Source organism: Ensifer sp. Root1252 (assembly GCF_001425885.1).
Taxonomy (GTDB): domain Bacteria; phylum Pseudomonadota; class Alphaproteobacteria; order Rhizobiales; family Rhizobiaceae; genus Ensifer; species Ensifer canadensis.
Window position 1 is genome coordinate 253,980 of sequence record NZ_LMDT01000045.1, and the last position, 12,496, is coordinate 266,475.

Below are 12,496 nucleotides of genomic sequence, written 5' to 3' on the forward strand. Positions count from 1 at the left end.
GTCGGATTGCGGACCCGGCCACAGGGCGTTGCGCATCCCGAAGATCGCGCAGCAATTTGCCGGCCCGAGAGCGTTTCCAGCTTAACGCCTGAAAACGCTATATTTCTTTGTTGTACGCATTTCCTGACGAAAGAGCGCTTCGCAGTTTTCCTGGAAAAGCTTTAGTGGCCAGCGTCCGCCGCTCCTTCGGACAGCATGCCGAAGACATAGGGGGAAAACGACCGCCAGCATTCGACGCGGAACGTGTCCTCGGCGAGGCGCAGCAATACGATCTCGACCTTTCCGAGGATGGTGCGCGAGCAGGCGCCTACCGGGAAGATCGGCAGCGACAGGTCCTGCGGGCAGCCGCTGTTGATCGCGACTTCGGCGCCCGGACCGCTGACGATGACGGCGACGTTGCGATGGGAGACATCGACCGCCGAGTGCAGCGTGCCGCTCGATGCGGCCGCGGCCATCAGGTCACCTTCGCTCTCGTCGATCACCAGCCACTCGTCCGGCCCGAGCCAGAGCGCATGGCGTTTGCCGCTCAAAGCCGAGGTCTTCGGCCGTGCCGGCAAGGTCACGCCGAGTGCCGCCGAAAGACCGGAGAGCGCATCGGCACCGGCGCGCAGCGACAGGCGCGAAGCGGCGGGTGCCGGCGTCAGGACCACCTCGGCGAAACCGCCGCGGGCAGTAAGAGCAGCCTTGCGGGTTGCAGTTGCCAGATCAGCCATGGAGGCGACCCCCTTCCTTGTCAAAGAACACCATGTCGCTCACCTCGACGGCGATCGTCCTGTCGGCCATCGGCACGTACAGCGTCTGACCGAGGCGTGCGCGGCCACCAGCAACGACGGCGAGCGCGATCGAACGGCCGCAATTTTCCGACCAGTAGGACGACGTCACATGGCCAAGCATCGTCATCGGCTTCGGCTGGTTCGGATCGGCGACGATCTGTGCGCCCTCCTCCAGCACCACCTTCGGATCCTTGGTCAGGAGCCCGACCAGCTGCTTACGACCATCCTTGACGAGGTCAGGGCGCTTGAGACCGCGGATGCCGACAAAATCGGCCTTCTTCTTCGAGACTGCCCAGGACAGGGCAGCATCGTCGGGCGTCAGCGTCCCGTCGGTATCCTGGCCGACGATGATGTAGCCTTTCTCGGCGCGCAGCACGTGCATGGTCTCGGTGCCGTAGGCGCAGGCGCCCATGGGTTCGGCCCGCTCCCAGATCGCTTCCCAGACCGCCTGGCCATAATCGGCCGGCACGTTGACTTCGAAGCCGAGCTCGCCGGTAAACGACATGCGGAACAGCCGGGTCGGCACGCCGCAGATCTTGCCCTCGGTCACGCTCATATGCGGGAAAGCCTCGTTGGAAAGATCGATGCCTTCGACGAGCGGAGCGATGATCTCGCGCGCCTTCGGACCCTGCACGGCGATAACGGCCCATTGTTCCGTCGTCGACGTCAGCCAGACCTTCAAGTGCGGGAACTCCGTCTGCAGGTAGTCTTCCATATGGTGCATCACCCGCGGCGCACCGCCGGTGGTGGTCGTCACGTGGAAGCGGTCCTCGGCAAGCCTGCCGACCACGCCGTCGTCATAAACGAAGCCGTCGTCGCGCAGCATGATGCCGTAGCGGCAGCGGCCGGGCTTCAGCGTGTCCCAGGCGTTGGTGTACATCAGGTTGAGGAACTGGGCCGCATCCGGGCCGACCACCTCGATCTTGCCGAGCGTCGAGGCGTCGAACAGGCCGGCGACCTCGCGTACTGTCTTGCATTCGCGCGCGACCGCCTCATGCATGCTCTCGCCCGCCTTCGGGTAGAACCAGGCACGTTTCCAGTTGCCGACATCCTCGAACTCGGCGCCATGCGCCTCTTCCCAGGCATGAACAGGCGTCTTGCGGGCAGGATCGAACAGGCTTCCACGCGAATGGTTGACGATCGTGCCGAAGGTTACCGGCGTGTAGGGCTGGCGGAAGGTCGTCAGACCCACCTGCGGAATGTCCTTGCCAAGCGCTTCGGCGGCAATGGCAAGGCCATGCATGTTGGACAGCTTGCCCTGGTCTGACGCCATGCCGTTGGTGGTGAAGCGCTTGATATGCTCGATCGAATGCATGCCTTCGCGCACCGCAAGCCGGATATCCTTGGCGCAGACATCATGCTGGAAGTCGATGAAGGCCTTGACGGTGGTGTCGGGTCCGGCCCCTTCGGCAGCGCCGATCATGCCGCCGGTCCAGCTGAAGGCATTGTCGCCGTGGAGCGTCACCTGGGCGCCACCTTCGGCGCCTGCCGCGCGTGCGGTCAGTTCGCCGGCTGCCAACGCCTCGTCGATCGTTGCCTGCAGGTCGTCGGTGCCGTTGCAGGCGCCGATCGACAGGCAATCCTGCAGATAGGTGCCCGGCAGGAAGCGCTGCGTTGCCGCATCGAACTTCACCTTGCCGCGTGACTGCGAGAACAGGTGCACCGACGGCGTCCAGCCGGATGAAACCAGCAGCGCATCGACCGCGATCTTGCGCGCCGACCCGCCGCCATTGCGGGCAACGCTGATCGAGGAGACGCGCAGCTTGCCGCCGGCATTGACGACGAAGTGGCCGGTCAGCACCTCGATACCGAGGCGACGGGCTTCCGCAAGCACCGCTTCGCCGGGATTGTCGCGGCAGTCGACGATGGCAGGAACGGCAACGCCGGCGCGCTTGAGATCGAAGGCCGCCTCATAGGCGGAATCATGCGCGGTGTAGACGCCGACCTTGGAGCCGACGGCAACGCCGTAATGGTTGAGATAGGTACGTCCGGCCGAAGCGAGCATGATGCCCGGGCGGTCGTTGTTGGCAAACACCATGTGGCGTTCGATCGAGCCGTTGGCGAGGATCACCTTCTTCGCCCGCACCTGCCAGAGGCGCTCGCGCGGCAATGCCTTGTCGAGCACGGACAGATGGTCCGTCACCCTTTCGACGAGGCCGACGAAATTGTGGTTGTAGTAGCCAAAGCCGGTGGTGCGCGTGAGCACCGTGACGTTGTCCATCGCGGCAAGCGCCCTGGCTGTCGCCTGCGCCCAGTCCCAGCCGTCCTTGCCGTCGATCGTCGTGCCGCCTTCATAGCGCAGCGCGCCACCGACTTCCGGCTGCTCGTCGCAGACGATCACCTTGGCACCGGCCTTGGCTGCTGCAAGCGCTGCGGAGAGGCCGGCAGCACCGGCGCCGATCACCAGCACGTCGCAATGGGCATAGCGACTGGCATAATGGTCCGGGTCGGCTTCCGTCGGCGCGACGCCGAGACCGGCCGCACGGCGGATGAAGGGTTCGTAGATCGCGTGCCAGGCAGCCTTCGGCCACATGAAGGTCTTATAGTAGAAGCCGGCGGCAAAGAACGGCGACAGCAGGTCGTTGAACCCGCCGACGTCGAAGGCGAGCGACGGCCAGCGGTTCTGCGATTCCACCTTCATGCCATCGAAGACTTCCTGCACCGTCGCGCGCACGTTCGGCTGGCGGCGGGCCGCATCGCGCGAAATATCGAGCAGCGCGTTCGGCTCCTCGGCTCCGGCGGAAAGAATGCCGCGCGGACGGTGATACTTGAACGAGCGGCCGACGAGATGGATGCCGTTGGCAAGCAATGCCGAGGCGACGGTATCGCCTTCGAGCGCCGTCAGCGTGCGTCCGTCGAAGGTGAAGCGGGCGGTACGCGCCGGCGTCAGACGGCCGGCACCTGCAATACGGTTGGTGCCGCTCATCGTGCCGCTCCCTTGTCCTGCTCGCTGTTCAGAATGGCGGCAACATCGGGCTTTGGTTCGCCCGCCTTGTAGGTGGTGTAGAACCGGTCGCTGACCGTATCGCGCGCGGCATTGAAGAAGCGGCCGCAGCCGTGGATATGGCGCCAGCGTTCGAAGATCAGGCCCTTGGGGTTCTGCCGGAGGAAGAAGAATTCCTCGAACTCCTCGTCGCTGATCTCGGCAATGTTGGCAGGGCGGACGATGTGGGCGTCACCGGCATTGCGGAATTCGAGCTCGGAGCGCTCTTCTTCGCAATAGGGGCAATAGATCAAAAGCATCTCGAAATCCTTGGCAATCAGTGCGCAACGGCGGCAGCTGCCGCCTCGTCGATCAGTCGGCCGGTGCGGAAACGGTCGAGCGTCAGCCCGGCAGCCAGCCGATGCGGCTCGCCCCTCGCAATGAGGTGCGCAAAGAGGTTGGCCGAACCCGGCGTCGCCTTGAAGCCACCCGTACCCCAGCCGGCATTGAGGAACAGGCCCGGAACCGGGGTGACACCCTGGATCGGCGAACGGTCCTGTGTCACGTCGACGATGCCGCCCCACTGCCGCATCATCTTGACGCGGCGGAACATCGGGAAGAGTTCACAGATCGCATCCAGCGTATGGGTGATGATCTGCAGGCCGCCCGTCTGGGAGTAGGAATTGTACTGGTCGGTGCCGGCGCCGATGACGAGCTCGCCCTTGTCGGACTGCGAGATATAGGCATGCACCGAGTTCGACATGACGACGCAGGGGAACATCGGCTTCAGCGGCTCGGAGACCAGCGCCTGCAGCGGCTGGCTCTGCAGCGGCACGCGCACGTCGGCCATTTCCATCAGCACCGACGAGTGGCCGGCGGCAGAAACGCCGATCTTCTTGGCGCCGATGAAACCGCGACTGGTGTCGACGCCGGTCACCCGGCCGTTCTCGTCACGGCGGATGCCGGTCACTTCGCAATTCTGGATGATGTGCACGCCACGGTCGGACGCGCCGCGGGCATAGCCCCAGGCAACCGCGTCATGCCGAGCCGTACCGCCGCGACGCTGCAGCGCTGCGCCGTTGATCGGGTAGCGGGCGTTCTTGGCGATATCGAGCGGCGGGCAGTAGGCCTTGGCCTGTTCCGGCGTCAGCCACTCATTGTCGATGCCATAGAGGCGGTTGGCGTTGATATGGCGCTTGAACGACTGCTGGTCGTGGATGTTGTGCGAGAGCATCATGACGCCGCGCGGCGAATACATGACGTTGTAGTTGAGGTCCTGCGACAGGTTTTCCCAGAGCTTCAGCGAATGCTCGTAGATGTCCATGCTCTCTTCATAGAGATAGTTGGACCGGATGATCGTCGTGTTGCGGCCGGTGTTGCCGCCGCCGATCCAACCCTTTTCGAGCACCGCGACATTGGTGATGCCATGCTCCTTGGCAAGATAGTAGGCAGCGCCCAGCCCATGGCCACCACCGCCAATGATGATCACATCATAGTCCTTGCGGGGCTCGGGCGAGGCCCATTGCGGACCCCATCCCTTGTGGCCGCGCAAAGCCTCGCGCGCCACGGCAAAAACTGAATATTTGCGCATCCGCCTGTTACTCCATGAACCCCGGTGATCATTCTCGTTGGCGTTAGAAATCGCAAATCCGACGCCTGCGCAACGTTTCTTTTGCGACGCAAACGGGCGGACTTGCGCGGAGTTGCGACATCGCTGCATCACACCATCTGCGGCGCGATGATACACATAGCGTGGCGTCATTGCGGATTTTTCAGCACAGCCTCATGTCCTCGCTGGACTTTCCGCTGACGATCTGGTATCCGCACCTTCAATCGTCGAGCTTTCGGCTCAGCGAACGTAGCTTTTTTTGCCTCCGACACCTGACGTGAGGCAACAACTCGAAACAACCAAAGGAACGGGATTTCACGTGCAGGTACTTGTCCGCGATAACAATGTTGACCAGGCGCTCCGCGCTCTCAAGAAGAAGATGCAGCGCGAAGGCATTTTCCGCGAAATGAAGATGCGTGATTTCTACGAAAAGCCGTCCCAGAAGCGCGCCCGCGAAAAGGCTGAAGCCGTTCGCCGCGTTCGCAAGCTGGCGCGCAAGCGTGCACAGCGCGAAGGCCTCGTGGCCCGTTAATTTGTCGATTTTTCGACACTTTTCGATCTAAGTCGTGGCGGGGGCGAAATATCGCCGCCGCCTTTCTTTTGGTATGGACATCTTTTCCGTCGTCGGGCTAGCGTGACAATGCAGCCGGCAACGGTAGCCGGTCGCGGCGCTTGACGCCGGACGGTTTGCCGCAGGCCCTGGTAGCCTCGGCTGTGGGGCCCCGCGAAATTCGCCGGCCTCCTTGAACGGGAAGCCGTTGGCTTTCGGACCTAGTCGCATTGAGGGATCGACCTTTGACACTTGCTGCCATGACTGCGGACGTCGCCGGTTTCACCACCCAAGAGGCGCGCCGCCGCCACCAGCGCAAGCCGAAGCTTGCGGCCCTGTTCCTCCTCGGATCGGCTCTGCTTCTGTCGGCATGCCAGACCGAAGGGCCGGAATCGATGGCCAAGGTCGAGCGCGAACAGGGCTCCCAGGGAAATATCGCATCGCTGTCGAGCGTGATCGCCTCCAACCCGAGCGACCCCGAGGGCTATAACGTCCGCGGCTCCGCCTATGGCCGTGCAGGCGAATACCGCCGCGCCCTGGCCGATTTCGATCAGGCGATCCAGCTCAACCCGCGCTTCTACCAGGCATATGCCAACCGCGCGCTCGTTCACCGCAACATGGGCAACACCCAGGCCGCACTTGCCGACTACAACATGGCGCTGCAGCTGAACCCCAACTACGACGTCGCCTATATCGGCCGCGGCAATCTCTATCGCCAGGCCGGCCAGCTCGATTCCGCCTTCAACGATTTCAACAAGGCGATCCAGCTCGACACCACCGACCCGCGCGCCTACCACAATCGCGGCCTGATCTACCAGGCCCGCAACCAGCACGGCCAGGCGATCGAAGACTTCTCGACGGCGATCTCGCTGTCGCCGAGCTCGCCGGAGCCCTATAACGGCCGCGGCATCTCCTACGTCGCCCAGGGCGATGACGACAATGCCTTCTCCGACTTCAACACCGCGATCACGCTCGACGGCAAGGTTGCCGAATCCTGGGCAAACCAGGCGCTGGTCTACGAGCGCAAGGGCGACAAGGCCAAGGCAGCGAAGTCCTACTCGCACGCACTGCAGCTCGACCCGAAATACGAGCCGGCGCGCGCAGGTCTCGCCCGCGTGAAAGCCGCTTAGCCTCTTAGGAGAGAAAAGCACTTCTCCCGTTTCAACGCCCGCGACCGGTTCGCGGCCGTTTTCGTTTTTTCGTCACGTCGTTGCGCCGCGCGTCCGGCATGACGCGTAAAGGACGCCGTAACGCCCTGAACCTGCTGCGTAATTTTGTCCATAAATCGATGTCGATTTAAGGAATTAGCCATTTGCTCCTCCAATGACGAACGGAACCTTCCCGGCCACCATCCGTTTGCCCAGGAACGAAAAACGGAGACTGAGCCAATGATCAAGAAAACCTTCATCGCGACACTGGCCCTGGCAGCCCTTTGCGCCGGCCCGTCCGCAGCGCAGAATTATGTCGCGCTCGGCCGCCTTGTCTGCGGCTCCGACGGCGGCACGGGGCAGATTCTGACCTCGACAAAGAACCTGCTGTGCACCTTCAGGCCCGCCAACGGCGCGCCGGCCGCAAGCTATGCCGGCACCATTCGCAAGATCGGCATCGACATCGGCAAGACCGGCAAGAGCACGATGGTCTGGGATGTCCTGGCCAAGACAGGTACTCCGATCACCAAATACGCGCTTGCCGGTGAATATTACGGCATCGGCGCCGACGCGAGCCTTGCCGTTGGCGGCGGCGCCAAGGTGATCGGCGGCGGTACCAACAAGGCCTTCATGCTGCAGCCAGTTAACGTGCAGGTCCAGGAAGGACTGAACATCGCGATCGGCGTCGACGAACTGACGCTCGCCCCGGCTAGCTGATAAGGCGAGATGACGAAAAGTCGGCAAGACGACCTTCGCCGGCAGTTCGACGCATCAAACGAAAACGCCCGCCATGTGGCGGGCGTTTTCTTTTCCAACATTTGACCCAACGGATAGACGCCTTTGTGTCGCTCACCCGAATGGCAAGGAACCTCAGTGGTTCATGGCCTTGACGATGTCTTCCGTCACCTTCTTGGCGTCGCCGAGCAGCATCATGGTGCCGTCCTTGTAGAACAGCGTGTTGTCGATGCCGGCGTAACCGGAGCCGAGCGAGCGCTTGACGAACAGGCAGGTCTTGGCCTTGTCGACGTCGAGGATCGGCATGCCGTAGATCGGCGACGACGGGTCGTCGCGGGCTGCCGGGTTGGTCACGTCGTTGGCGCCGATGACATAGGCGACATCCGCCTGGGCGAATTCCGAGTTGATGTCTTCGAGCTCGAACACCTCGTCATAGGGCACGTTTGCTTCCGCGAGCAGCACGTTCATATGACCGGGCATGCGGCCGGCAACCGGATGGATGGCGTATTTCACGTCGACGCCCGCCGCCTTCAGCTGATCACCGAGTTCACGCAGCGCATGCTGCGCCTGGGCGACGGCCATGCCGTAGCCCGGGACGATGATCACCTTGGAGGCATTGGCCATCAGGAATGCCGCGTCGTCGGCCGCGCCCTGCTTGACGGTGCGCTGGACGCCATCGTCAACAGCGGCTGCCGCCGCCTCGCCGCCGAAGCCGCCGAGGATGACCGAGATGAACGAGCGGTTCATGCCCTTGCACATGATATAGGACAGGATCGCACCCGACGAGCCGACGAGCGCGCCGGTGATGATCAGCGCCAGGTTGCCGAGCGTGAAGCCGATGCCGGCCGCGGCCCAACCCGAATAGGAGTTGAGCATCGAGACGACCACCGGCATGTCGGCGCCGCCGATCGGGATGATGATCAGCACGCCGAGCGCCAGCGACAGGGCGACGATCAGCCAGAACACGGTCGTGCTCTGGGTGAAGACCAGCATGATCACCAGGACGACGAGCGCGATCGCCAGGCCAGCGTTGACGAAGTGACGGCCGGTCAACAGGATCGGCTTGCCGGACATGCGTCCGTCGAGCTTGAGGAAGGCGATGACCGAACCGGTAAAGGTGACCGCGCCGATGGCGACACCGAGCGACATTTCGACCAGCGCCTGGGCGTGGATGTCACCGAGCGTGCCGATGCCGAAGCTCTCGGGCGCATACATCGCCGCGGCCGCGACCATCACCGCCGCCAGACCGACGAGCGAATGGAAGGCGGCGACAAGCTGCGGCATCGACGTCATGGCGATGCGGCGGGCGATGACCGCGCCGGCACCGCCGCCGATGGCAAGGCCGAGCACGATCAAGAGGAAGCCGCCGAAGGTGGGCTTGGCCAGCAGCAGCGTGGTGACGATGGCAATGCCCATGCCGACCATGCCGTAGGTGTTGCCCTTGCGGCTGGTGGCCGGGTGCGACAGGCCGCGGAGCGCCGTGATGAAGAGCACGCCCGAGACGAGATAGAGGAAGGCTGCGAAGTTAGCGTTCATCGGCCGGCCTCACTTGTCTTTTTTCTTGTACATGGCGAGCATGCGCTGGGTGACCAGGAAGCCGCCAAAGATGTTGACCGAGGCGAGCACGAGCGCGATGAAACCGAAACCGGTCGCAAGCCCGGAGGCCGAGATGCCGACGGCGAGCAGTGCACCAACGACGATGACCGAAGAGATCGCGTTGGTGACCGCCATCAACGGCGTGTGCAGGGCCGGCGTCACCGACCAGACGACATAGTAGCCGACGAAAATCGACAGGACGAAGATCGCCAGTCGGAAGACGAACGGATCAATTGCGCCGCCGGTGGCGCCGTGCGCGAGCGCGCCGGCAGCTTCCGCGGCATCGGGAAGGTTCAGCGCTGCCTGCTGGACAGCGGCAACCGCCTTGTCGAGCGCATCGAGCGCTTTTTCCAATGCTTCGTTCGCCATCAAAGATCCCCCTTCTTCTTCGGCTCGAAATTCGCATTGACGATGGCGCCGCCATGGGTGAGCGCCGTCGCCTTGACGAGCTCGTCCTCCATGTTGAGCGCCAGCGCCTTCGTTTCCTTGGAGACCATGGTCTCGAGGAAGGTCACGAGGTTCTTGGCGTAGAGACCGGAAGCCGATGCGGCGATCCGACCGGGCACGTTGAGGTGGCCGATGACCTTGACGCCCTCGACATCGGCGACCCTGCCGGCCTCGGCGCCTTCGACGTTGCCGCCGCGCTCGACAGCGAGGTCGACCGCAATGGAACCAGGCTTCATCGCCTTCAACATTTCGCGCGTGACGAGGCGCGGCGCCGGCCGGCCCGGGATCAGCGCCGTGGTGATGACGATGTCCTGCTTGGCGATGTGCTCGGCGACGAGTGCCGCCTGTTTCGCCTGATACTCTTTGGACATTTCCTTGGCGTAGCCGCCGGCGGTTTCGGCCGCCTTGAATTCCTCGTCCTCGACGGCGATGAACTTGGCGCCGAGCGAGGCCACCTGCTCCTTGGCGGCGGGACGCACGTCGGTCGCCGAAACCATGGCGCCGAGACGGCGGGCCGTCGCGATTGCCTGCAAGCCGGCAACGCCGGCACCCATGACGAAGACCTTCGCCGCGGGAACCGTGCCGGCCGCCGTCATCATCATCGGCAGCGCCCGGTCATATTCGCAGGCCGCATCGATCACCGCCTGGTAGCCGGCAAGGTTTGCCTGGCTCGACAGCACGTCCATCGACTGCGCGCGGGTGATGCGCGGCATCAGCTCCATCGCAAAGGCGCTAAGGCCGGCCTTGGCCATTTCGGCGACCGCATCCTCGTTGCCGTAGGGATCCATGATGGCGATGACGATGGCGCCGGACTTATAGCCGGCGATTTCGGCGCTGTTCGGCCGGCGAACCCGAAGGACGACATCCGCCGTCTTCGCATCGGCAACAGCACCGATCCTGGCACCAGCCTTCTCATATTCTGTATCCGGAATACGCGACAGAAACCCGGCGCCGGTCTCGACGACGACGTCGAAGCCCAGCCCTTTCAGTTTCTTCACGCTATCCGGCGATGCCGCAACGCGACCCTCGTTCGGATCCGTTTCCTTGGCAATAAAGACAATTTCGCTCACAAGTCCCCTCCCTGGCCGCAATCGAGCCAAGGCTGGAATGCGGGCATCCTGTCCGACTGCAAAGCGGCCGCTCATGCGAGCAGGCGCCCTCCCATGTGCAAAGCACACATTCCCCTGGAGACAGGCTCAGCCTGTCCTCCACTCTCCCCCTCACGCAGTGAGGATAAGCGCCGCGCGTTCTCCAACGAACGCTTCAAGGCGCTGCGAACTTTCATCAGCCGAAGCAAGACCATCGACGCTCCCGGTCGATGTCATGCGGCTTCAATCCGGACCTTGAGTCCGGCAGCCAAGGGCAAGCCTCCACCCGGCCTGTCCCTGGCAAGTCGTGTCAGTAGTGCCGATTAACGAAGGAAGAAGAAACCAGCGACGTTGATAAGGATGAACAGCACCAGCGAGCTGAAGAAGCCCATCGTGGTGAAGAAGGCGGCAGCCATGGCGATCAGCAGAGCCACGCAGAACAGCGTGAGGTATTTCGTTGCACTGAGGAAGAAATTGTAGGTCTTCTCGTGTTCCGCATAATCCATCGGAGCGCCCATTTCGACCGGTCCAGAATGATGCTCAGCCATCGTCCAATTCTCCCAGAATGCTGCGGCCCGACCCTTGGCCCTCGCCGCCCTTCAACCTTGATCCACGAAACGGCTTTGGCGGAAAACCGCACGGAAGCCCTTTAGCTGCCCATACACAATGCCAGGCCCGGGCGCAACGAAAACCCGCCGCTGCGCCCGGTCACCTGGGGCGATATGCCGCGTGCGTCTCTAGCGGAATACGGATGTGCGATAGGAACGGCCGGAACCGTTCTGTGCGATCCGCGCCGTCGGCAGAATCGTCAAAGGCGCGAACGGCACTTCCTGTCGGCCCGCGAACATCAGGCGACGCTCGAACGGCTCCGAATCGAAGATCGGATAGCGATCGAGGATCGAGGGCCGCTGCCCCCTCACCTGCGCAACCAGCAGCGCACCGTCGGCATTGTAGACGCCGAGGTTCTCGCGCTTGGCGACAACGGTCTCCGACGCAAAAATGCGCTTGTAGAACGCCGCATGCCGCGGCCGGCAGGCGGTCAGGCACCGGTCGGCGGTGAAGTATTCGCATGCCATCGCCACCGGGCGCAGCGTCAGGTAGGGAAGCGCGCGCATCTCGTCGCCGGTGACATCGGGGTCGACAGCCAACCGGCCGGGGTCGACCAGCACCATGCCCGCGTCGAGAAAGACGTCGATCTCGGGCCCGAAGATCAGCCCAGACGTGCTCGCCCTGTGCTCAGGCGTCACGTGATGAACACGCACCGTGCTGACCAGGTTCTCGTCGAGATAGATACCGAAGACATAGGCGTGACTGTCGAAATCGAGATCGTCGATCAAGGTCGAGCCGGTGAGTTCCATCAGATTGACGGCCTTGTAGGCCTTGTAGCGGAGCCGGGCGATATCCTCCATGTCCTCGCCCGTCTCGACCCGCCGGTATTCGACGCGATCGAGAAGAAGCATCAGCTTCTCAGAAAAACTCCCAGGCTCCGCCCGGTGAAGACCTTCACCCATTTCCTGACCCTCATGGTTAACAGATCGTTAACCTATTGACGGTCGGCACAGCAGCAACAACAAAATGGCACACATTACGATTAACCTATTGTTAACCTTAATATTTCGTAAAGTTT

The 12,496-nt window shown here is 63.0% G+C and carries 12 protein-coding genes; 3 read left to right on the forward strand and 9 right to left on the reverse strand.

The genetic code is table 11. The annotated features are described in order from the left end of the window. Window positions 1–161: 161 nt before the first annotated feature. From ASD02_RS31540 to ASD02_RS31555, 4 genes are read right to left on the reverse strand one after another with little or no spacing between them, the layout of a single operon-like run. Window positions 162–713, reverse strand: a complete 552-nt coding sequence (locus tag ASD02_RS31540) for a sarcosine oxidase subunit gamma (RefSeq protein ID WP_025424854.1) — start codon at window positions 711–713, stop codon at window positions 162–164. Continuing rightward, complete coding sequence (locus ASD02_RS31545; RefSeq protein WP_025424855.1) at window positions 706–3,699, reverse strand: sarcosine oxidase subunit alpha; 2,994 nt, start codon at window positions 3,697–3,699, stop codon at window positions 706–708. The genes ASD02_RS31540 and ASD02_RS31545 overlap by 8 nt, the downstream gene beginning before the upstream one ends. Continuing rightward, the gene (locus ASD02_RS31550) at window positions 3,696–4,016 is read right to left on the reverse strand and encodes a sarcosine oxidase subunit delta (protein WP_025424856.1); all 321 of its coding nucleotides are present in this window, start codon (window positions 4,014–4,016) and stop codon (window positions 3,696–3,698) included. The genes ASD02_RS31545 and ASD02_RS31550 overlap by 4 nt, the downstream gene beginning before the upstream one ends. 17 nt (window positions 4,017–4,033) lie before the next feature. Beyond that, the gene (locus ASD02_RS31555) at window positions 4,034–5,287 is read right to left on the reverse strand and encodes a sarcosine oxidase subunit beta family protein (protein WP_025424857.1); all 1,254 of its coding nucleotides are present in this window, start codon (window positions 5,285–5,287) and stop codon (window positions 4,034–4,036) included. Between the two features lie 337 nt (window positions 5,288–5,624). On the opposite strand from ASD02_RS31555, the gene rpsU reads away from it, so the two are divergent. The 3 genes from rpsU (at window position 5,625) to ASD02_RS31570 (ending at window position 7,720) form a co-directional block, all read left to right on the forward strand. Further along, window positions 5,625–5,837 (forward strand): 30S ribosomal protein S21, encoded by a 213-nt coding sequence (gene rpsU, locus ASD02_RS31560; RefSeq protein WP_025424858.1) that lies wholly within the window; start codon window positions 5,625–5,627, stop codon window positions 5,835–5,837. A gap of 263 nt (window positions 5,838–6,100) precedes the next feature. Then, complete coding sequence (locus ASD02_RS31565) at window positions 6,101–6,985, forward strand: tetratricopeptide repeat protein (protein ID WP_038575705.1); 885 nt, start codon at window positions 6,101–6,103, stop codon at window positions 6,983–6,985. Window positions 6,986–7,243: 258 nt separating this feature from the next. Next, window positions 7,244–7,720: a DUF992 domain-containing protein gene (locus ASD02_RS31570; protein ID WP_025424859.1), complete on the forward strand. Its 477-nt coding sequence runs from the start codon at window positions 7,244–7,246 to the stop codon at window positions 7,718–7,720. Between the two features lie 153 nt (window positions 7,721–7,873). Here the strand turns inward: ASD02_RS31570 and ASD02_RS31575 are convergent, their stop codons facing one another. The 5 genes from ASD02_RS31575 to ASD02_RS31595 all read right to left on the reverse strand — a co-directional run bounded on the left by ASD02_RS31575 (window position 7,874) and on the right by ASD02_RS31595 (window position 12,329). Continuing rightward, window positions 7,874–9,274 (reverse strand): NAD(P)(+) transhydrogenase (Re/Si-specific) subunit beta, encoded by a 1,401-nt coding sequence (locus tag ASD02_RS31575; RefSeq protein WP_025424860.1) that lies wholly within the window; start codon window positions 9,272–9,274, stop codon window positions 7,874–7,876. A gap of 9 nt (window positions 9,275–9,283) precedes the next feature. Next, window positions 9,284–9,703: a proton-translocating transhydrogenase family protein gene (locus tag ASD02_RS31580; protein WP_025424861.1), complete on the reverse strand. Its 420-nt coding sequence runs from the start codon at window positions 9,701–9,703 to the stop codon at window positions 9,284–9,286. Continuing rightward, a complete protein-coding gene (locus ASD02_RS31585) occupies window positions 9,703–10,851 on the reverse strand; it encodes a Re/Si-specific NAD(P)(+) transhydrogenase subunit alpha (RefSeq protein WP_025424862.1) in 1,149 nt (382 codons plus the stop codon). Before ASD02_RS31585 ends, ASD02_RS31580 begins: the two co-directional genes overlap by 1 nt. Window positions 10,852–11,192: 341 nt before the next feature. Next, a complete protein-coding gene (locus tag ASD02_RS31590; RefSeq protein ID WP_025424863.1) occupies window positions 11,193–11,417 on the reverse strand; it encodes an aa3-type cytochrome c oxidase subunit IV in 225 nt (74 codons plus the stop codon). 189 nt (window positions 11,418–11,606) lie between these two features. Next, window positions 11,607–12,329, reverse strand: coding sequence for a hypothetical protein (locus tag ASD02_RS31595; RefSeq protein ID WP_234907904.1), 723 nt, complete (start codon window positions 12,327–12,329; stop codon window positions 11,607–11,609). Window positions 12,330–12,496 lie beyond the last annotated feature (167 nt).